Here is a 21,378-nt window from a genome sequence, read left to right on the forward strand (position 1 = left end):
TGACCAGCCTTCGGCTGTTACTGCGTTGCGCCTTGTCTGGCTCTAGCTCGCGAGATCCGAGACAGGCTCTTAGAAGTGGTACTTGACCAGCGCCTGCACGGCGGTCTGGTCGAAGCCGTCGGTGGAGCCGTCGACCGGCTTCACCCCGTACTTGTTGTGCCACATGTTCAGCTCGGTGCCGACGTAGAGCTTGCGCTCCTCGCCGAACAGCTGCTTGCCGGCATCCCACTTGATCTGGATGGACGAGCCCAGCGAGGTCTGGGTGTTGGCCTCGTCGGAGGGGGAGCGCCAGTCGATGAAACCGTCGACCAGGAAGCTCTGGTTGCCGATGGCGAAGGGGTAGGCGCCGGCGATGGTCAGTTGGGTGGCGTAGCCGTTGCTGTTTTGGTCGGCGAAGAACACCTGGTTGTTGATCTTCACCTGGTACAGGTTGGTCTGCAGGAAGGCGAAGCCGGGTACGTCCCAGTCCAGGCCGATGCCGTACAGGTAGTTCTCGGTGCCGGGACCGCCGTCGCCTTTTTCCAGGGTGAAGGCCGCTTTCACGTCCTTGATCGGGCCGACCGAGAGGTCCTGGCCGGTCAGCCAGCTGAGGCTGACGCGCGGCTGGAATTCCATGTAGTAGAAGCTGTTCTTCTCATGCTGGCGGAAGCTGTTGTTGGCGAAGCTGCCGCGCGACTGCAGGTTGTCGGCGCGGATGTAGTCGGCGAAGTAGAACACATCGCCCCAGGCCCAGCCGCTGGCGTGCTCGAAGGTGAAGGTGGTCTGGGTGCGCTGCTCTTCTTCGTTGAAGTTCATCCGCTGGAAGTTTTCGCCGTACAGGTAGGTCAGGCTGTTGTCCTGCCATTGCAGTAGGTCGCCGGCCATCGCTTGGGCGCCGAAGGCCAGGCCGCCGGCCAGCATCAGGGTGGGAAGAGAACGGTTCATCAGTGGTGGATCTCCAGATCGATGTTGTTATGGATGGTGCGAACGCAACGTCGCCCGCGACCGGCCGCGCCCCGGCGCACGCGCAGATGGATCTGGCATGCGCAAAGGCGTGGTCGGTCAGGGGGAACGGAATGGGGGCGTGGCGTCGGCAGCGGGCGTGCCGCGCGGGCGTCGGTAGCCGGAGCGCTGTCCGGATGCGCGGAAAGAGGCGCCGCGCGCTGTGTGTGTGCTCATCAGTCAGCCTGCCGTTTGTTGTTATTCGGTCTTGGGCTTGTCGCCAGCCTTGGAGGCCGGTGCCAGGCGGATAAAAGTTGTCCGCCGGGTCAGGATGTGCCGACTATATCAATTTGTAGGCAGTGTGATAACAATTTGTTTACTGAATTGTGCACAAATTTTGTGGTGCTGACGGCGCGAGGCGGAACGTGCGGGCGCGCACGACGCAGCCTGCGGGGGGGCGGAAAGACTATGTCCCAGTTGCGTGTTGCGTGGGTCAGTGCTTTTGGTAGGAGCGGATTTATCCGCGAACCGGGGCTAAAGGCGGTGCCAAGCCTTTCGCGAATGAATTCGCTACAGGTTCGTCATGGGCTGACAGCCCACAGGGCAGGGGAGGCTGCACCCCGGATTGCATCCGGGCTACGACATCGCCAACACCTGACTGGAACAGAGCCTTCGGAAAGGGGAAGGGGGAAGGAGCGGACCGCCGCAGGCCGGCGGTCCGCCTTGCGGCTTAGTTGCAGTGATTGCCGCAGAGGTGCGCGCGATTTTCGCCGAGCATGTTGAACAGCAGGTTGAGCGTGATGGCCCAGAGCGCGGTCATGGCGATGCCGCTGTGGGTGATCGGCTCCAGCCAGTGCGGCAGATGGGCGAAGAAGTCCGGACGCACCACCGGCACCATGCCCATGCCGATGCTCACGGCAACCAGCAACTGGTTGCGGCGGTCGCTGATGTCGGCCTCCTGGAGGATGCGGATGCCACTGGTGGCGACCATGCCGAACATGGCGATGCCGGCGCCGCCGAGTACCGCCGGCGGGATCGAGGCGACCAGGAAGGCGGCCTTCGGCAGCAGGCTGAGGGCGATCAGGAACAGTGCGGCGGCGGCGGTGACGTAGCGGCTACGTACGCCGGTCATCTGCACCAGGCCGATGTTCTGGGCGAACGATGAGTGGGTGAAAGTGTTGAAGAAGCCGGCGATGAACGAGGCGCTGGCGTCGCACAGCAAGCCGCGGCGCAGGCGCTGTGGGGTGATCTCGGTATCGGTGAGTTGGCCCAAGGCGAGGAACATGCCGGTGGACTCGACGAAAATGATCACCACCACCAGGCACATGGCAAGCACCGGCGCCAGATGAAATTCCGGCATGCCGAAGTGCAGCGGCGTGACTACGTCGAACACGGGCCGTTCGCTCATACCGCCGAGATCGACCATGCCCATGCAGGCGGCGATCGCGTAGCCCAGACCCATGCCGAGCAGCACCGAGATGTTGACCCAGAAACCCTTCATGAAGCGGTTGATCAGCAAAATGCTGATCAGTACCAATGACGACAGGGCGAGGAACTCCGGGGCGCCGAAGTTGGCCGCGTCCTTGCCACCACCGGCCCAGTTGATCGCCACCGGGAACAGGCACATGCCGATCGAGGTGATCACCGTGCCGGTTACCAGCGGTGGGAAGAAGCGCACGATGCGGCTCATGAACGGGGCGATCAGGATGCCGAAGAAGCCGGCGGCGATGGTGGCGCCAAAGATACCGGGCATGCCGACGCCGGGCATCCCGGTCATCGCCACCATGCTGCCGACCGCGGCGAAGCTGGCGCCCATCATCACCGGCATGCGGATGCCCACCGGGCCGATGCCAAGGGACTGGATGAGGGTGGCGATGCCGGCGACCAGCAGGTCGGCGTTGATCAGGAAAGCGATTTCATCACGCGACAGGCCGGCGGCCTGACCGACGATCAGCGGCACGGCGACGGCGCCGCCATACATCAGCAGGACATGTTGGAAACCCACCAGCAGCAGTTGCAGCAAGGGCAGGCGTTGATCGACCGGCGAGACAGTTCCGGCGGGGGCGGGACAGGCGGTTGTCTCGGACATAAATTACCTCGGCTTTTTATTGTTGTCGGGTTACTGGCGATCACAGGAATGATCAGGCAGCGGGTATCGAGCATCCGACGTACCCTCCGGCCCGAAGGGTGGGGCGGGAGTTTAGCGATACGGCGTGTGTTGTCTGCAAACGCTTTCTGTATACATTTTTGTAAGCATCCGCTGACCTGACGGTCACCCGGATCGACTTCAATCTGGTCCTGAGCTCCTGGAATATCTCCTCTGCGCGGCAGCACTTAAAAAGAGGCCCGCCGGTTGGCGGGCCTGAAACTCCTGGCTGCGACGGTAGTAACAGCCAGTTCGTGGGTTCAGTCGGTATGGGCGCCCTGGGCGATCCATTGGCCGATCAGTTCACGCTCTTCCGGGGTCATCTGGGTGATGTTGCCCAGCGGCATGATCTGCGAGGCCACCGCCTGCGCCTGGATCTTCGGCGCCAGCTGCTGAATCTGCTGCGGCGTATCGAACATCACCCCGGCCGGGGCAGCGCTGAACATCGGGCTGGTCGGCTTGGCCGAGTGGCAGACCGTGCAACGTTCCTGGATCACGCTATGCACTTTCGCGAAGGCCGGGCCGGCGGCCTGGGCCTGGGCGGGAGCTGCGGCGCTGGCCGGGGCGGCGGGCTTGGCGGCCTGCTCCTGTTCCAGCTGCTCGGCAGTCTTGCCACCGATGGCGGTTGCCGGCAGCGGCTGGTACTCGAGCTCCTGGACCTTGCTCACGCTCTCGACCGTGGTCGGTTGCAGGCTGGGGCCGGTGACGAAGGCCAGGCAGAGCATGCCCACTGCGCCAGCCGGCAGGGTCCAGGCGAACTTGTTGCTGTCGTGGCGGGTGTTGAAGTAGTGACGCACCAGTACCGCGATCACCGCGATCCCGGCCAGGATCAGCCAGTTGTACTCACTGCCGTAAGTGCTCGGGAAGTGGTTGCTGATCATGATGAACAGCACCGGCAGGGTGAAGTAGTTGTTGTGGCGCGAGCGCAGCAGGCCCTTGGCCGGCAGCACCGGGTCCGGCGTGCGGTTCTCCTCGATCGCCTTAACCAGTGCACGCTGGGCCGGCATGATGACGCGGAACACGTTGCCGACCATGATGGTGCCGATCAGCGCGCCGACGTGGATGTACGCGCCCCGGCCGCTGAACACTTGAGCATAGCCCCAGGCTGCGGCGATGACCAGGATGAACAGCACCAGGCCGAGCAGCGCCGGCTTCTTGCCCAGCGGCGAGTCGCAGAGGAAGGCATAGACGAACCAGCCGACGATAAGCGAGCCGAAGCCGATGGCGATGGCCGCCGCCGGGGCGAGCTCGACGCCCGGTTTGATCAGGTACAGGCTCGGGTTGAGGTAATAGACCACCATCAGCAGGGCAACGCCCGACATCCAGGTGAAGTAGGCCTCCCATTTGAACCAGTGCAGGTTGTCCGGCATTTTCGGCGGGGCCAGCTTGTACTTCTCCAGGTGGTAGATACCGCCACCATGGATAGCCCACAGGTCACCGGACAGCCCGTCGCGCGGGTTGGCGCGGTTGAGATTGTTCTCCAGCCAGACGAAGTAGAACGATGCACCGATCCAGGCAATGCCGGTGATCATGTGTACCCAACGAATGCCCAGGTTCAGCCATTCAATCAGATGTGCTTCCACAGTTGTTTCCTCTTTCTCCCGTCACCGGCACGCCGGCTTTGGGTCTTCTCTTATTGGTGGGGGTCGAGGAGGAGCTGCTCGTCCTCGGTGAAGAAGTGCTCATCGCAGTTGTTGCCAGAACCACTGCGATCAACCACCAGGAAGTCATCCCGCTTTTCGATCGTCAGCACCGGGTGGTGCCAGACGCCGCGATGGTAATTAACGCCCTGCCTGCCATTAGAGAGGAAGGCACGGACCAGGCCCGGTACAGGTGCATCGCCAAGTGGCGCGACCACGACCAGAAAGGAGTTGCCGAGCAGCGGAATGAAGGCCTGGCTGCCCAGCGGATGGCGCTCCAGCATGCGGATGCGCAGCGGCATCTGCAGCGCCTCGGCACTGAAGATGCTGATGATCGCCTTATCCTCCGGCTGCGCGGTCTCGACCGTGGCCAGTTTGTGATAGCGGCGGGTGGAGCCGTTGTTGATCATGAAGTAGTCGCTGTTGTCGGTTTCGATCACGTCACCGAAGGGGGCGAAGGCTTCTTTAGTCAGCGGCTCGATTATCAGTTTGCGCATGCTGGTTCTGCTTGTTCGTTTCTGTTTCCCCCTCTTCCATTCATGGGAGAGGGGCCGGGGGAGAGGGTTGAGCTGTTACGCGCCAATTTCCCTCTCCCGCCCTTCGGGCACCCTCTCCCATAAATGGGAGAGGGGAAAGCACAGTTACTTCGCCGCCTTGCCAAACAGGCGCAGACGGCTGACGCCACCGTCCGGGAACACGTTCAGGCGGATGTGGGTGATCGGGCCGAGCTTGGCGATCTGCTCGGCGAACTCGTGCTCGGCGTGCATCGACAGCTTCTGGCTCGGTAGCAGTTCGCGCCAGAACAGGCTCTGGGTCTCGATCTGCGCGTCGGTACCGCCTTTCACGTAAGCGCCCTGGATCGAGCAGCTGTCCGGGTAGTTGCCCTTGAAGTGCAGGGTATCGACGACGATGCGCTCGATCTCGCCCGGATGGCCGAGGGCGACGATCACCCAGTCGTTGCCCGGGGTGCGGCGGCGCGCGGTTTCCCAGCCGTCGCCCATGTTGATGCCGCGGCCCGGGTTGAGGATGTTGCTCATGCGGCCGAAGTGCTCGTCAGAACAGGCCAGGGCACGGCCACCGTTCAGCGCGGCAGCCAGGTCGATCTGTTCGTTGTCGCCGACCGAGCTCCAGTCGCGGAACGGGATGCCGTACACGCGCAGGCGCGCCACGCCGCCATCCGGGTAGATGTTGAAGCGCAGGTGGGTGAAGGCCTGCTCGTTGGCGATCTCGTGGTAGTGGTGGCTGTTGCCCTGCAAGGTCACCGCCGGTAGCACTTCGGTCCAGACGGTGGCGTCGCTCGGGTCGCCCTCGGCGACGAAGCAGGCTTCCAGCGAAGCCGATGGCGGGAAGTTGCCGGTGAAGTGGCTGGTGTCGATGTCCACGCCCTTGATCGAGCCCGGCACGCCGAGGCGGATCACCGCGCTGTCGTAGCCTTCGAAGCGCTTGCGGCGCGATTCCCAGCCGTCCATCCACTTGCCGTTATCGTCGAACACGCCCTCCTTCCAGACCGCCGGGGTCGGCTGGAATAGCCGGTTGACGTCGGCGAACCAGTCGTCGGTGACGGAAATGGCCTTGGTGCCGAGGCGGGCGTCGGCGAGGTTGACGTATTTCTCGAAGGGTACGGCGTAAGCTTTCATGTACGAGTCTGCCTTGAATGGAGGGCGGGAGAGGGGCGGCCAGTCGCCGGCTTACAGGGTCTGCAGCCGGAACAGCGCGATCTTGTTGATCTCGGCCAGGGCCCGGAGGAATTCGGCTTCGCGCGAGTTGTGAATGCGCTCTTCGAAGGCCGCCAGGATCTGGTGCCGGTTGCTGCCTTTAACCGCCATGATGAAGGGAAACGCGAACTTCGCTTTGTAGGCGTCGTTCAGCTCGGTGAAGCGCTGGAACTCTTCAGCCGTGCATTCGTGGATGCCGGCACCGGCCTGTTCGCTGGTGCTGGCTTCGGTCAGTTCGCCGCGGATGGCGGCCTTGCCGGCCAAGTCCGGGTGCGCGTTGATCAGCGCCAGCTGGGCGGCATGCTCGGCGCTCAGGAGGATGTCGGCCATGCGCTGATGCAAGGCTTCAATCTCGTCGACGCTGGCGTCCAGCCCCAGGTCGTAGGCCTTCTCGGCCACCCAGGGCGAATGTTCGTAGATGTCGGCGAAGGCGGCGACGAATTCGTCACGGCTCAGCTGGGACGGAGTCAGAGTCTGGAAGCGGCTCATTTCGCGCTCTCCTGCTTGTTGTTCTCAGAGAATGGGTGAGTGGTGTGCCAGTGGCGGGCGATGTCGACGCGGCGGGCGAACCACACCTGCTCATGGCCTTTGACGTAATCGATGAAGCGCGCGAGTGCGGCCAGGCGCGCCGGGCGGCCGAGCAGGCGGCAGTGCATGCCGATCGACAGCATCTTCGGCGCACCTGCGGCACCCTCGGCGTAGAGCACGTCGAAGGCGTCCTTCAAATAGTTATAGAAGTCGTCGCCGCTGTTGAAACCCTGCACCTGGGTGAAGCGCATGTCATTGGTGTCCAGGGTGTAGGGAATCACCAGATGTGGCTTGCCGGTCGGGTTGTTGGCTTCCCAGTAGGGCAGGTCGTCGTCGTAGGTGTCGGAGTCGTAGAGGAAGCCGCCTTCCTCCATCACCAGCCGGCGGGTGTGCGGCCCGGTGCGGCCGGTGTACCAGCCGAGCGGGCGCTCGCCGGTCAGCTCGGTGAGGATGCGGATGGCCTCGAGCATGTGCTCGCGCTCCTGCGCCTCGTCCATGTACTGGTAGTCAATCCAGCGGTAGCCGTGGCTGCAGATCTCATGGCCGTCGGCGACCATGGCCTTGATCACCTCGGGGTGGCGCTGGGCGGCCATGGCCACGGCGAACACGGTCAGCGGAATGTCGTGCTGCTTGAACAGTTTGAGCAGGCGCCATACGCCGGTGCGGCTGCCGTACTCGTACAGCGACTCCATGCTCATGTTGCGCGCGCCCTGCAACGGCTGGGCGGCGACCATCTCGGAGAGGAACGCCTCGGACTCCTTGTCGCCGTGCAGCACGCAGCGCTCGCCGCCTTCCTCGTAATTGAGCACGAAGGACAGCGCGATGCGCGCGTTGCCCGGCCAGTGCGGGTGAGGAGGGTTGTTGCCATAGCCGATCAGGTCGCGTGGGTAGTCAGCACTCACTGCAGTCTTCCTTCTTTAGACGTTGCAATCGCCAGGGGCGGCTGAGGGTTCAGGCTGTGGCGATCATGATGGGGTGATTGTATACAAAGTGAATGACACTTTGTAAATCGAAAATTTCACTGTTTTGCTGTCGGAGTGTGCTGCAAAAATCTTGCCCGCTTGGTCAGATGCAGAGGGCAAGAGGGCCTGTATCAGTGGTCTGGATGAAAATCGCTGAGATTCTGGGTGAGCCGTGGCAGCGGAAAATTCAACTGGAATATTGTGTACAATCTATAAGAAAAATGTCTTATATTTCTCCGGCAGCATGTTATGCTGGCCTCGCGCCGGGGCTCCAAGCCTGTGCGGCGTACCGAATTCAACTGACTAATAGGAGGCGTGGCGTCTGCGCCATTCGCCCGGCGAACGCAGAGGCCCTGAAGCCATGGGACGTTTAACCACGCATGTACTGGATGCCGCACACGGCTGCCCTGGCAGCGCGATCACGGTCAAGCTGTACCGGGTCGAAGGCGAACAGCTGGAACTGATCAATACCGTGCAGACCAACCATGACGGCCGTTGCGACGCGCCGCTGCTGCAGGGTGACGACTACCGTTCCGGGGTCTATCAGCTGCAGTTCCACGCCGGCGACTACTACCGTGCCCGTGGCGTCGCGCTGCCCAACCCGGCCTTCCTCGACGTGGTAGTGCTGCGCTTCGGCATCGACGCCGGCCAAGACCACTATCACGTACCGCTGCTGATTTCGCCCTACAGCTATTCCACCTATCGCGGCAGCTAGTCGCCCAGGTACCCCAACTCGTTACCCTCTGACTCCTTAGAAGAGTCCTTGCCCGCCCACACTGCGGGCTTTTTTTTGACGCTGTCCCAGCGACGGGTTGCATGGGGCAGGGCTTTTGTAGGAGCGGAGTTATCCGCGGGCAAGGGCCAGGCCCTTTCGCGAATAAATTCGCCTACAGGTTCGGAGTGTGCTGACAGCCCGCAGTGCAGGTTATGCGGCGCCCCAGATTGCATCCGGGATCTACGGCTGGAGTCCATCGGTAGGATGGGTGGAGTGCAGCGATACCCATCGGCGGCGGTTCGTTGGCTATCGCTGCGCTCAAGCCGACCTAAGGTGCTGCACAGTTCGACGGTGATCGCCAGTTAGCCGGTTCCCGCAAAAGGCTGTGACACGCAACTGGGACATAGCCTTCTTTGGCTCGGTGATTGAGCGGCCGACAGTAAAAGGCCCGGCTTTGGGTCGGGCTTCGTGGCTTGAAGAAGGCGTTGCCGGAGATAGCATCGGCCGCGCGGCGCCGGACTTGGCCTGGCACGGAGTGCATGGGCGTCAGCTGCAGCGCCTGCCCGCGCAGGAACCTGTGCGACCTTGAGTCTGCGTGTGCCGCAGGCGCTGGTGGCCAGCGCTCAGTAGGGACGACTCTTAGCGGCTCAACAGCGACGCCGTGCCGGCACCGGCAAACAGCCCGGCGCTGATACGGTTGAACCACACCTGGCCCTTGCCCGAGCGCAGGAAGCGCGCGGCGCCGTGGGCGCTGAGGCCGTAGAACAGCTTGCAGGCGAGATCGAGCACCACCCAACTGGCGATCAGTATCAGCAACTGCGTGAGCAATGGGCGCTCGGCGCTGAGGAACTGCGGCAGGAAGGCGGCGAAGAACAGGATGTCCTTGGGGTTGCTGGCGCCCAGGCCGAAGGCTTTCCAGAACATGCTGCGAAAGCTCGGGTTGACCGGTTGCTCCTCGGCATTGCGCGGTTGGGCCGCGCGGCGCGACTCGCGCCAGCTCTGCCAGCCGAGATAGAACAGGTACAGCGCGCCGACGATCTTCAGCGCGCTGAAGAGTTTTTCCGAGGCCAGCAGCAGGGCGCCGAGGCCGAGGGCTGAAGCACTGAGCAGGCACAACGAGGCAGACACCCCGCCGAGAAAGCTCGGCAGCGAGCGGCGCAGGCCGTAGTTGAGGGTGTTGCTGATCATCAGCAGCGACAGCGGCCCGGGGATGAGGATCACGATCAACGCCGCACTACAGAACAGCAGCCAGGTTTCCAGACTCATTGCATTCCCTCACGAATAAAAACGGTCGCAGGAGCGGCCCAGGACCGCGAAATGTTGCGAATCGCGGCGATGGGCCGCTCCTACAAAGTTACGTGCACCGGAATGAAAAAGGCCCAGTCGCGGTGCGGCTGGGCCCGGTGGCGCGTGGCTGCAAGCTTACAGGAAGATAAACTTGGCTACAAAAATTGCGCAAAGTGCATACAGGCTGCTGGAGATGTCCTTGTGCTTGCCGGTGAACAGTTTCATCACCACGTAGGTGATGAAGCCCATGGCGATGCCGTCGGCGACCGAGAAGGTCAGCGGCATCATGATCACGGTGACGATCGCCGGGATGGTTTCGGTGTGCTCGTTCCAGTCGATGTGGGCCATGCCGCCCATCATCAGCATGGCGACGTAAATCAGCGCGCCGGCGGTGGCGTAGGCGGGGATCATGCCGGCCAGCGGGGCGAAGAACATCGCCGCGACGAACAGCGCGCCAACCACCACTGCGGTCAGCCCGGTGCGGCCGCCGGCGGCAACGCCTGCGGCGCTTTCCACGTAGCTGGTCACCGGCGGTACGCCGAGCACGCCGCCGAGTACGCTGGAGGCGCTATCGGCCTTCATCGCCTTGGACAGATTCTCGATGCGCCCGTCTTCTTTCACCAGGTGCGCGCGCTGGGCTACGCCCATCAGCGTGCCGGCGGTGTCGAACATGTGCACGAAGAGGAAGGCCAGGATCACGCTGATCATGGTCACGTCGAAGGCGCCGGTGATGTCCATCGCCATGAAGGTCGGTGCCAGGCTCGGCGGCATGGAGAACACGCCGCCGAACTTGACCAGGCCGAGGGCGACGCCGGCCAGGGTGACGGTGAGGATGCTGATCAGGATGGCGCCGAACACGCGGCGGTATTCCAGCACCGCGATCATCAGGAAGCAGATCGCGGCGAGCAGCGGGCCGGGGGCGGTGAGATCGCCGATATGCAGCAGGGTGGCCGGATGGGCGACCACTATGCCTGCGGTTTTCAGGCCGATCAGACCGAGGAATAGCCCGACCCCGGCGCCCATGGCGAAGCGCAAGCTGCTGGGGATGCTGTTGAGCAGCCATTCGCGAATGCGAGAGAAGGTCAGCACCATGAACAGCACGCCGGAGATGAACACCGCACCGAGGGCGATCTGCCAGCTGTAGCCCATGGTTTGCACCACGGTGTAGGTGAAGAAGGCGTTGAGGCCCATGCCCGGCGCCAGGCCGACCGGCCAGTTGGCGTACAGGCCCATCAGGAAGCAGCCGAGCGCCGCGGCCAGGCAGGTGGCGACGAAGGCGGCGCCGTGATCGACACCGGCATCGGCCATGATGTTGGGGTTGACGAAGATGATGTAGGCCATGGTGATGAAGGTGGTCAGACCGGCGGCCAGCTCGGTTTTGACGGTGGTGCCGTGCAGGCTCAGCTTGAACAGGCGTTCCAGCAGGCCCGTGCCGGCAGGGCGTACAAGCGGGATACTTTGTTGTTCTTGTTTGGTGCTTTCCACAGCGGGGTACTCCTCATCTCTTTTGTTTTGTTCACCCAGAACCGTAGGCGTGTGCCTGGGGTTCTCTGAGGCAGGTGGTGTGAGCGGTGCGCTTTCTGGTCGGGTTTAGTTGACCTGAGAGTCAGAAATCGTACGAGCGCGATTATGCGTTTGTGTACAAAAAAAGCAAATATTGTTTATATTGTTGCGAAAATTGATCCTATCGATTGTCGCCGGGTGGAAGGGCCGATTGCATGCGACAATCGTGCTGCGCTCAAATTTCAAGAAAGTCTTTAAAAACAATAGGCTATAGACGTGGATTGGTGTTTGGCGCGGCTTGTAAGCGACATCAGAAGTGGCGTCGACGGGTGGATAAAGCGAGTCGAGTAGGGCGGAATTTGCTATTAATGAGTCTGTTAGGAAGAAAATGTACTGAAAGCCAGGTCGGTTTTGTCGTCAATCTATGGCGCTGTCGCGCCCCGGACGGTCGACCATAAAAGCAGTGATGGCTTGTAAGGTGTGGGTGTAGGTTAAATTGTGTACAATGTGCCAGCCCTTTTACCCGCTCCCCTGCTATTTCTGCTTGCCAGCAGCCAGGGGGAAAGCAGTAGAGTCTCGCTAGACCGCCGACCCTCATTGACGCGAGCCACGATGAACGAAGAATTGCAGCCCCTCAAGAAGCAGCCGCGCGCGGGCAAGAACAGCCGCAGCGGGACTCAGGACGATGTCGTTTACGCCCATATTTTCGATGCCATCCTCGAGCAGCGCCTGGCACCGGGTACCCGCCTGAGCGAAGAGGCCCTGGGCGAGATCTTCGGCGTCAGCCGCACCATCATCCGCCGCGCCCTGTCGCGCCTGGCCCACGAAGGCGTGGTGCTGCTGCGGCCGAACCGCGGTGCGGTGGTTGCCAGCCCCAGCGTCGATGAAGCCCGGCAGATTTTCTACGCGCGGCGCATGGTCGAGCGCGCCATCACCGAACTGGCGGTGGAGCACGCCACAGCCGAGCAACTGGCCGAACTGCGGCAGATGGTCATCGACGAGCAGACCAGTTTCTCCCGTGGCGACCGTGGTGCCGGTATCCGCCTGTCCGGCGAGTTCCACCTGAAGTTGGCCGAGGCGGCGAAGAACGCCCCGCTGATCAGCTTCCAGCGCAGCCTGGTGTCGCAAACCTCGCTGATCATCGCCCAATACGAAAGCGGCAGCCGCTCGCACTGTTCCTACGACGAGCACAACGAACTGCTCGACGCCATCGAGGCGCGCGACGTGGCCAAGGCGGTGCACCTGATGATGCATCACATGGATCACATCGACAGCAAGCTCAACCTCGACGAGGAAAGCGCCTCGGACGACCTGCACGCGGTGTTCTCGCACCTGCTGCAGACCAAGAAGAAGCCCGGGCGCAGCACCTCGCGCAGCGTCTGAGTAAGCCGGCAAACAAGAAGCCCCGCAGATGCGGGGCTTTTTCGTTTCCAACTCTGGCACTTCTGCTGGTGCCCACGTTGGCGCGCAGGAACCAGCAGAACCCCATTGCAGGACTGCGCCGAAGTTTGACCGCCAGTCACCCCTCTCCCGTTCACGGGAGAGGGGGCAGGTCGTGCAGTTTGAAAGGGTGGGTTAGGTGTGCATGCACCTGGGTTGGGTTATGCGTGAGCTAACCCACCAGCGGCGTTTACCTTGACTCCGCCGGGCGCCCAGGCACCTTGCTGGGTTTCGGCCGCGTGCGCTTGCGCCACTAACCCACGGACGGGCCGCTCAATTGCGCCGATGCACGCTGCGGCCAGCGGCGAAAGTTTCCTTCACGACGCGGTCGTCGCCGAGGATGGTCAGGGCGAACAGTTTCTCCGTCAGGCTCTTGGCCTGCTGCATGCGGTAGGCGATCAGCGGCGTGGCGTGGTAATCGAGCACCACGAAGTCGGCGTCCTTGCCGGTCGCGAAGTTACCAATCTGGTGGTCCAGGTACAGCGCGCGGGCACCGCCGAGGGTGGCCAGGTACAGCGACTTGAACGGGTCGAGCTTCTTGCCCTGCAACTGCATGACCTTGTACGCCTCGTTCAGCGATTGCAGCTGGGAGAAGCTGGTGCCGGCGCCGACATCGGTGCCGAGGCCGACGCGCACGCCGTGCCGCTCGAGTTTCTCCAGGTCGAACAGGCCGCTGCCGAGGAACAGGTTGGAGGTCGGGCAGAAGGCGATGGCCGAGCCGGTTTCCGCCAGGCGCTGGCATTCGTCATCGCACAGGTGCACGCCGTGGGCGAACACCGCACGCGGGCCGATCAGCCCGTGGTGGTCGTAGACGTCCAGATAGCCCTTGCGCTCGGGGAACAGCGCCTTGACCCACTCGATCTCTGCACGGTTCTCGGACAGGTGGGTGTGCATGTACAGGTCCGGGTATTCGGCGAACAGCTGGCCGGCCAGGGTCAGTTGTTCGGGCGTGCTGGTCGGTGCGAAGCGCGGGGTCACTGCGTAGTGCAGGCGGCCCTTGCCGTGCCAGCGCTCGATCAGCTCCTTGCTGTCGGCATAGCCGGACTCGGGCGTGTCGGTCAGGTAGTCTGGGGCGTTGCGGTCCATCAGCACCTTGCCGGCAATCATGCGCAGGTCGAGCTTCTCGGCCGCCTCGAAGAAGGCATCCACCGACTGCTTGTGCACGCTGCCAAACACCAGCGCGGTGGTGGTGCCGTTGCGCAGCAGTTCCTTGAGGAAGATGCCGGCGACGTCGGCGGCGTGGGCCTTGTCGGCGAACTGCTGCTCGGTGGGGAAGGTGTAGGTGTTTAGCCAGTCCAGCAGCTGCTCGCCGTAGGAGGCGATCATCCCGGTCTGCGGGTAATGGATGTGGGTGTCGATGAAGCCGGGGGTGATCAGCGCGTCGCGGTATTCGCTGACTTCGACGCCTTTCAGGCGCGGCAGCAACTCGTCGGCGGGGCCGACCTCGACGATCCGGCCGTTGTCGACCACCAGCACGCCGTCGGCGAAGTACTGGTAAGACTGTTCGATGCCGACCTCGGCCGGGTCGGCGAGGCTGTGCAGGATGGCGGCGCGGTAGGCTTTTACGTGGCTAGGCATATCGGTCTTATCTCAATCTTGTGGTTCAGGCGGCTACGGCCTTGAAGGCGAACTTCACCGTAGGTTGGGTTGAGCCTGCGATACCCAACAAAGAGCGCGCAGCGCTCTCGGAAACTTTGCCGGCCGCTTCTGCGAACCGGATGTTGGGTATCGCTGCGCTCAACACCAACCTACAAGTCAGGTGCTCAGGCTTGGCTGCGGCGGCTGTCCGGCAGCAATTTGGCGACGGTCGATTCGCCCTTCTTCACTTCTTGGCCGAAGTGGGCGTTGTAGGTGGCGATCACTTCGCCGGCGATGGACACGGCGATCTCCACCGGCAGCTTGCCCTTCACTTCCGCCAGGCCCATCGGGCAGCGCATGCGCTGCACCGTCTCGGGGGCGAAGCCGCGCTCGTGCAGGCGGTGCTCGAACTTGACGCGCTTGGTGCGCGAGCCGATCAGGCCGTAGTAGGCGAAGTCGTTGCGCTTGAGGATGGCCGCGGTCAGCTCCAGGTCGAGCTGGTGGTTGTGGGTCATGACGATGAAGTAGCTGCCGGCCGGCATGTTGTCGACCTCGTCGACCACCTCGTCGTTGACCACTTTCTCGACCCCGGCGGGGAGCTGCTCGGGGAATTCGTTTTCCCGCGAGTCGATCCAACGCACCTTGCACGGCAGGCTGGCGAGCAGCGGCACCAGGGCGCGGCCGACGTGGCCGGCACCGAATACGGCGATCTGCGCCTGCGGCTGGCCCATCGGCTCGAACAGCAGCACGGTGGCGCCGCCACAGCACTGGCCGAGGCTGGCGCCGAGGCTGAAGCGCTCCAGACGGGTGTCCTGGCTGCGGCTGGCAAGTATCTCGCGGGCGATCTCCAGCGCCTTGTATTCCAGATGACCGCCGCCGATGGTCTCGAACAGGCGCTCGGCGGTGACCACCATCTTCGAGCCGGCGTTACGCGGCGTGGAGCCGCGCTCTTCGATGATGGTCACCAGCACGCAGGGTTCACCCCGTTGTTGCAGGTCGGCGAGGGCGCTGATCCAGCTCATTTGCTCAGCCTCCAGGTGCGCAGCGGCTTGGCCGGGCGCGACAGGCGCCAGTCATCGGCTGGCAGATCCAGCAGCAGCGGCGGCAGGAGCGGCGCGGCTGCGGGTTTGGATTTCGCTTCGGTGTGCTTTGTCATTGTTGTGCACCCTGATGTTTCGTGTAGGAGCGAATTCATTCGCGATGGGCCGTGGCACGGTCGCGAATAAATTCGCTCCTACAGGTTCAGGCCGGCTCCACCTCGGTGACGGCGACGGCCTTGGTCGATTGCTGCAGCTTGCGCATCTGCTCCACGCCCCAGAGCACGCGCTCAGGGGTGGCGGGGGCGTCGATCTGCGGCTGCGCGCGGTAGTCGGCCAGGCTGGCGACGGCGTCCTTGATCGCGCACCAGGGGGCGATGCCGAGCATGAACGGCGGCTCGCCCACGGCCTTGGAGTGGAACACCGTGTCTTCCGGGTTCTTGCGGTTTTCCACCAGCTTGACCCGCAGGTCGATGGGCATGTCGGCGATGGCCGGGATCTTGTAACTGGCCGGGCCGTTGGTCAGCAGCTTGCCCTTGGCGCTCCACACCAGCTCCTCGGTGGTCAGCCAGCCCATGCCCTGGACGAACGCGCCTTCCACCTGGCCGATGTCGATGGCCGGGTTCAGCGAGTCGCCGACGTCATGCAGGATGTCGCCACGCAGCATCTTGTACTCTCCGGTCAGGGTATCGACTATCACCTCGACGCAGGCGACGCCGTAGGCGTAGTAGTAGAACGGCCGGCCGGCGGCCTTCTCACGGTCGTAGTAGATCTTCGGCGTGCGATAGAAACCGGTGGTGGACAGCGACACCTGGCCGAAGTAGGCCTTCTGGATCACTTCCTCGAAGGACAGGAACTGGCCGCGCACGCGCACCTGGCTGTTGCGGAACTCGACGTCTTCCGCGGTCACCTTGTATTCGCGCACGAGGAAGTCGACCAGGCGCTGCTTGATGATCTCGGCGGCGTTCTTGGCGGCCATGCCGTTCAAGTCGGCACCGCTGGAGGCGGCGGTCGGCGAGGTGTTGGGCACCTTGTCGGTGTTGGTGGCGGTGATCTGGATGCGCTCGATGTCGACGTTGAACACCTGGGCCACCACCTGGGCGACCTTGGTATTCAGGCCCTGGCCCATCTCGGTACCACCATGGTTGAGGTGGATGCTGCCGTCGGTGTAGATGTGGATCAGCGCGCCGGCCTGGTTGAGGAAGGTGGCGGTGAAGCTGATGCCGAATTTCACCGGGGTCAGCGCCAGGCCTTTCTTCAGCACCGGGCTGTTGGCGTTGAAGGCGCGGATCTCCGCGCGGCGCTTGCTGTACTCGGCGCTGGCTTCCAGTTCGGCGGTCATCTCATGGATGACGTTGTGCTCGACGGTCTGGTGGTAGTGGGTGACGTTGCGCTCGTCCTTGCCGTAGTAATTCAGCTTGCGCACCTCCAGCGGATCCTTGCCGAGATGGCGGGCGATCACGTCCATGATCTCCTCGATGGCGACCATCCCCTGCGGGCCGCCGAAACCGCGGTAGGCGGTGTTCGAGGCAATGTTGGTCTTGCAGCGGTGACCGTTGATGGTGGCGTTGCCGAGGAAGTAGGCGTTGTCCGAGTGGAACATCGCCCGGTCGACGATCGAGCCGGACAGGTCCGGCGAATAGCCGCAGTTGCCGGCCAGGTCGATCTGGATGCCGTGCAGCAGGCCATTGTCGTCGAAGCCGACGTCGTATTCGACGTAGAAGGGGTGGCGCTTGCCGGTGATGGTCATGTCTTCCATACGCGGCAGGCGCATCTTGGTCGGCCGCCCGGTGAGGTGGGCGATCACCGCGCACAGGCAGGCCGGGCCAGCCGCCTGGGTTTCCTTGCCGCCGAAACCGCCGCCCATGCGACGCATGTCGATGACGATCTTGTGCATCGGCACGCCGAGCACTTCGGCCACCAGCTTCTGCACTTCGGTGGGGTTCTGCGTCGAGGTGTAGACCAGCATGCCGCCGTCTTCGCTGGGCATCACCGAGGAAATCTGGGTTTCCAGGTAGAAGTGCTCCTGGCCGCCAATGTGCAGGCTGCCCTGCAGACGGTGTGGCGCCGTGGCCAGTTCGGCGGCGGAGTCGCCGATCTTGTGCTGGTGGCTGTCGAGGACGAAATGCTTCTTGCGGTAGGCCTCGACCACATCGAGCACCGGCTCCAGGTCTTCGTACTCGACGATCGCCGCCATGGCCGCCTTGCGCGCGGTTTCCAGGCTGTCGGCGCCGACGGCGAGCACGACCTGGCCGACGTATTCGACCTTGCCGTCCGCCAGCAGCGGGTCACCGGCGACCACCGGGCCGATGTCCAACTGGCCGGGTACGTCCTCGGCGGTGATGGCGATGGCCACGCCGGGGAACTGGTAGCAGGGCGCGGTATCGATCCTGACGATGCGCGCATGGGCGCGGTCGCTCATGCGGGCGTAGACGTGCAACTGGTTGGGGAATTCCAGGCGGTCGTCGACATACACCGCCTCGCCGGACACATGCTTGTCCGCGCTCTCGTGCTTGACGCTGCGGCCGACGCCGGTGGTGATGTCGGCGCGGAACAGGGCGGCCAGCTCTTCTTGGGTCTTGTGTTGAACGTGATTAGACATAGGCGGTCACCCGGGTTTCGACTTCGGGAGCTTGTTGCTCGAGGAAGAATTTGCGCAGCAGGTTCTGTGCGGCCAGCAGGCGGTATTCCTTGCTGGCGCGGAAGTCGCTGAGCGGGGTGAAGTCCTGAGCCAGGGCTTCGCAGGCGCGTTCGACCACCCCGGGATACCAGGCTGAGCCGACCAGCGCGGCTTCACAGGCGGCAGCGCGTTTCGGGATCGCCGCCATGCCGCCGAAGGCGATGCGCGCGGCGCTGACCACACCGTTGTTTTCGATGCTCAGATTGAAGGCCGCACACACGGCGGAAATGTCGTCGTCCAGGCGCTTGGACACCTTGTAGGCGCGGAACACCTGATTGGTCTGGGCGCGCGGCACCAGGATCTTCTCGATGAACTCGCCTTCCTGGCGGGCGGTGACCTTGTAGTCGAGGAAGTAGTCTTGCAGCGCCAGCGTGCGGCTGTCGTGGCCCTGGCGCAGGACGATCTGCGCGCCGAGGGCGATCAGCAGCGGCGGGGCGTCACCGATCGGCGAGGCGTTGCCGATATTGCCGCCGAGGGTGCCCTGGTTGCGGATCTGCAACGAGGCGAAGCGGTGCAGCAGCTCGCCGAAGTCCGGGTATTCCGCGGCCAGCGCGGCGTAGCAGTCGGACAGCGAGGTGGCGGCGCCGATCTCGATGTTGTCGGCGGTCACCTCCACGCGCTTCATCTCGGCGACATGGCCGACATAGATCATCACCGGCAGCTCGCGATGGAACTGGGTGACTTCCAGAGCCAGGTCGGTGCCGCCGGCGAGCAGGCGCGCCTGCGGGTTAGCGGCATAGAGGTCGGCCAGGTCGGCGACGGTCAGCGGCAGCAGGCAGCGCTTGTCGCCGCTGTTCAGCTCGGCGGTTTCGCGCGGGGCTATGGCTTGCAACTGGGCGACGGTCTGCGCCTCGCTGGCGTCGAACTGGTCCGGCTGCTTCTGGCAGCAGGCCTGCTCGGCGGCGTCGATGATCGGCCGGTAGCCGGTGCAGCGGCACAGGTTGCCGGCCAGGGCTTCCAGGGTGTCGGCCTTGTCGAAGCCTTCGCTGTTCTTCTGCAGGGCGAACAGCGACATGACGAAACCGGGGGTGCAGAAGCCGCACTGCGAGCCGTGGCAGTCGACCATGGCCTGCTGCACGCTGTGCAGTTGGCCCTTGTGTTTGAGGTCTTCGACGGTGATCAGCTGCTTGCCGTGCAGGGAGGAAACGAAGGTCAGGCAGGAGTTGAGGGTGCGGTAGCGGATGCGATCCCCCTCCAACTCGCCGACTACCACGGTGCAGGCACCGCAGTCGCCAGAGGCGCAGCCTTCTTTGGTTCCTGGTTTGCCGACGTGCTCACGCAGGTAATTCAGCACGGTGACGTTGGGGTCGAGCGCGTGCTCAGTGCGCAGCTCTCGGTTGAGTAAAAACTGGATCAAGGACGACCTCCAGGCACTTTATTGTTTTTTACGAGGGCTCGTATGAGGACAAATTTAGAGTTTTCTGACTTTTGGGTCAACTAATATTTGACTCTCTGGTCAAGCAACTCTCATGCCTTCGGGTTATGAGTCCGGTAAGCAACAGGGCCATGCCTTAAGGGTAGTGCCTGGCGGGGTGTAAAGCCCGCTAAACAGGGAGTTGGCGCGCTGGATGGTTGGGGGTGTGACGAGGGATGTCAGTGGGCGGAACGGGGCAGGAGGCGGGCGGGTGGGCCAATGTCGTGCAGTTTCAAGGGTGGGTTAGCCGAAGGCGTAACCCACCGAGGAATGCAGTGCCGCAGGGGGATGTCGCGTTTCACATCCACAGGCGTTGGTGCTTGCTCAGCGCAGTTCCGTAGGATGGGTTGAGCGTAGCGATACCCATGCAATCCGCCTGTTGGGTATCGCTGCGCTCAACGCCAACCTACAAAATCGTCGTAGGGTGGATGTCGCTCTTTACATCCACCAGAGCGAAGGTGCTCGCTCAGCGCAGCTTCTCAAGCAGCTGGTAGTACCACATGCCGGCGGCCAGCATCGGGTTGCCGAAGATGTCGCCCAGCGGCACCTTGATGTGCTTGCAGGCGGCGAAGGTGTCGAATTGGGTCAGGTCGCCGTGCATGGCGTTGGCCATGATCTCGCCCATGATGTGGGTGGTGGCGATGCCGTGACCGGAGTAGCCCTGGCAATACCAGACATGATCCGACAGCTTGCCGAGCTGGGGGATGCGGTTCATGACTATGCCCATGGCGCAGCTCCACTGGAAGTCGATCTCCACGCCCTTGAGCTGGGGGAAGGTGCGTTCGATGCACGGGCGCAGTTCGGCGGCGATGTCCCGTGAGTCGCGGCCCGAGTAGTTGGCGCCACCACCGAATAGCAGGCGCTTGTCGGCGGTGAGGCGGTAGTAGTCGAGGACGAAGCGGCAGTCGTAGACGGCCAGGTCCTGCGGGTTGAGTTGCGCGGCCAGTTCCTCGCCCAGCGGCTTGGTGGTGACGATGCCGCCCATGGCTGGGAAGATCTTGCCCTTGAGCTGCTTAGGTTCGAGCTTGTGGTAGACATCGCCAGCCAGCAGCACCTGCCGGGCGTCGATCCGCCCTTGAGCGGTGATCACCGCCGGTCGTTCGCCATGGACGATGTTCAGCACCTCGGAGTGCTCGAAGATCAGCGCGCCGAGGCTTTCCGCCGCCTTGGCCTCGCCGATGCACAGGTTCAGCGGGTGCAGGTGCAGGTTGCGGGTGTTCTTGATCGCGCCGCAGTAGAGATCGCTGCTCAGGTGTTGGCGCACGCCGTCGCGATCCAGCAGGCTCACGCTGTCGCCCATGCCGCGGCACTGGGCTTCTGCATAGGACGCTTGCAGTTCATCCATATGGCTGGACTTCATCGCCGCGTGCAGGTGGCCGTGCTTGAGATCGCAGCGGATGCCGTATTTCTCTACGCGGCTCTTGATGATGTCGTGGCCGCGCCAGCGCATGTGCCAGATGAAATCGTCGACCTCGTCGCCCAGGGTGTGGCGCATCTGTTTGCGCATCGCCTCGTCGCCGGACAGGCTGCCGGTGACCTGGCCGCCGTTGCGCCCGGTGGCGCCCCAGCCGATCTTGTTGGCTTCGACTATGGCCACCTTGTAGCCGCGCTCGGCCAGTTCCACGGCGGTGGCCACGCCGGTGAAGCCGCCGCCGATGATCGCCACGTCGACGCTGACCTGGCCTTGCAGGCTGGGGTAGTGGGTTTCCTCGTTGAGCGTGGCGCTGTAGTAGGACGGGCAGCGCTCGGCGGCGGGGGTGACGGGTTTGAGTGCAGCGTTCATAACGGCTGTTCCTTTATACGTAGGGTGGA

General features: G+C 63.4%; 17 protein-coding genes. 2 read left to right on the forward strand and 15 right to left on the reverse strand.

Annotated features, from left to right (window positions below; all coding sequences use genetic code 11):
* Positions 1-69: 69 nt before the first annotated feature.
* From D3880_RS09425 to puuE, 7 genes are all read right to left on the reverse strand, one after another.
* A complete protein-coding gene (locus D3880_RS09425) occupies positions 70-924 on the reverse strand; it encodes an outer membrane protein OmpK (RefSeq protein ID WP_119893210.1) in 855 nt (284 codons plus the stop codon).
* Between the two features lie 727 nt (positions 925-1,651).
* Positions 1,652-3,010 (reverse strand): nucleobase:cation symporter-2 family protein, encoded by a 1,359-nt coding sequence (locus tag D3880_RS09430; RefSeq protein ID WP_119893211.1) that lies wholly within the window; start codon positions 3,008-3,010, stop codon positions 1,652-1,654.
* Positions 3,011-3,327: 317 nt separating this feature from the next.
* Positions 3,328-4,650 (reverse strand): urate hydroxylase PuuD, encoded by a 1,323-nt coding sequence (locus tag D3880_RS09435; RefSeq protein ID WP_119893212.1) that lies wholly within the window; start codon positions 4,648-4,650, stop codon positions 3,328-3,330.
* Positions 4,651-4,700: 50 nt separating this feature from the next.
* A complete protein-coding gene (locus D3880_RS09440) occupies positions 4,701-5,204 on the reverse strand; it encodes an ureidoglycolate lyase (RefSeq protein WP_119893213.1) in 504 nt (167 codons plus the stop codon).
* A gap of 144 nt (positions 5,205-5,348) precedes the next feature.
* The gene (gene alc, locus D3880_RS09445) at positions 5,349-6,344 is read right to left on the reverse strand and encodes an allantoicase (RefSeq protein ID WP_119893214.1); all 996 of its coding nucleotides are present in this window, start codon (positions 6,342-6,344) and stop codon (positions 5,349-5,351) included.
* 51 nt (positions 6,345-6,395) lie between these two features.
* Positions 6,396-6,911 carry a 2-oxo-4-hydroxy-4-carboxy-5-ureidoimidazoline decarboxylase gene (gene uraD, locus D3880_RS09450; RefSeq protein ID WP_119893215.1) on the reverse strand — a complete coding sequence of 172 codons (516 nt, stop codon included), beginning with the start codon at positions 6,909-6,911 and terminating at the stop codon, positions 6,396-6,398.
* The gene (puuE, locus tag D3880_RS09455) at positions 6,908-7,852 is read right to left on the reverse strand and encodes an allantoinase PuuE (RefSeq protein WP_119893216.1); all 945 of its coding nucleotides are present in this window, start codon (positions 7,850-7,852) and stop codon (positions 6,908-6,910) included. The genes uraD and puuE overlap by 4 nt, the downstream gene beginning before the upstream one ends.
* Positions 7,853-8,273: 421 nt before the next feature.
* Here puuE and uraH point away from each other — a divergent pair, with 421 nt between their 5' ends.
* Positions 8,274-8,627, forward strand: coding sequence for a hydroxyisourate hydrolase (gene uraH, locus D3880_RS09460; protein ID WP_119893217.1), 354 nt, complete (start codon positions 8,274-8,276; stop codon positions 8,625-8,627).
* Between the two features lie 639 nt (positions 8,628-9,266).
* Here uraH and D3880_RS09465 read toward each other — a convergent pair.
* The gene (locus tag D3880_RS09465) at positions 9,267-9,893 is read right to left on the reverse strand and encodes a LysE family translocator (RefSeq protein WP_119893218.1); all 627 of its coding nucleotides are present in this window, start codon (positions 9,891-9,893) and stop codon (positions 9,267-9,269) included.
* 156 nt (positions 9,894-10,049) lie between these two features.
* A complete protein-coding gene (locus D3880_RS09470; protein WP_119893219.1) occupies positions 10,050-11,399 on the reverse strand; it encodes an NCS2 family permease in 1,350 nt (449 codons plus the stop codon).
* A 630-nt stretch (positions 11,400-12,029) separates the two neighbouring features.
* Here D3880_RS09470 and D3880_RS09475 point away from each other — a divergent pair.
* Positions 12,030-12,800: a GntR family transcriptional regulator gene (locus tag D3880_RS09475; protein ID WP_119893220.1), complete on the forward strand. Its 771-nt coding sequence runs from the start codon at positions 12,030-12,032 to the stop codon at positions 12,798-12,800.
* Between the two features lie 330 nt (positions 12,801-13,130).
* On the opposite strand, the gene guaD is transcribed toward D3880_RS09475, so the two are convergent.
* From guaD to D3880_RS09500, 6 genes are all read right to left on the reverse strand, one after another.
* Positions 13,131-14,435, reverse strand: coding sequence for a guanine deaminase (gene guaD, locus D3880_RS09480; protein ID WP_119893221.1), 1,305 nt, complete (start codon positions 14,433-14,435; stop codon positions 13,131-13,133).
* Between the two features lie 185 nt (positions 14,436-14,620).
* Positions 14,621-15,457 (reverse strand): xanthine dehydrogenase accessory protein XdhC, encoded by an 837-nt coding sequence (gene xdhC, locus D3880_RS09485; protein WP_119893222.1) that lies wholly within the window; start codon positions 15,455-15,457, stop codon positions 14,621-14,623.
* The gene (locus D3880_RS22695) at positions 15,454-15,591 is read right to left on the reverse strand and encodes a hypothetical protein (RefSeq protein WP_162934972.1); all 138 of its coding nucleotides are present in this window, start codon (positions 15,589-15,591) and stop codon (positions 15,454-15,456) included. The genes xdhC and D3880_RS22695 overlap by 4 nt, the downstream gene beginning before the upstream one ends.
* Positions 15,592-15,677: 86 nt before the next feature.
* Positions 15,678-18,074 carry a xanthine dehydrogenase molybdopterin binding subunit gene (gene xdhB, locus D3880_RS09490; RefSeq protein ID WP_119893223.1) on the reverse strand — a complete coding sequence of 799 codons (2,397 nt, stop codon included), beginning with the start codon at positions 18,072-18,074 and terminating at the stop codon, positions 15,678-15,680.
* Positions 18,067-19,509: a xanthine dehydrogenase small subunit gene (gene xdhA, locus D3880_RS09495; protein ID WP_119893224.1), complete on the reverse strand. Its 1,443-nt coding sequence runs from the start codon at positions 19,507-19,509 to the stop codon at positions 18,067-18,069. The genes xdhB and xdhA overlap by 8 nt, the downstream gene beginning before the upstream one ends.
* Positions 19,510-20,032: 523 nt before the next feature.
* Positions 20,033-21,349 carry an NAD(P)/FAD-dependent oxidoreductase gene (locus D3880_RS09500; protein ID WP_119893225.1) on the reverse strand — a complete coding sequence of 439 codons (1,317 nt, stop codon included), beginning with the start codon at positions 21,347-21,349 and terminating at the stop codon, positions 20,033-20,035.
* Positions 21,350-21,378 lie beyond the last annotated feature (29 nt).

The organism is Pseudomonas cavernae (assembly GCF_003595175.1).
Lineage (GTDB): Bacteria > Pseudomonadota > Gammaproteobacteria > Pseudomonadales > Pseudomonadaceae > Aquipseudomonas > Aquipseudomonas cavernae.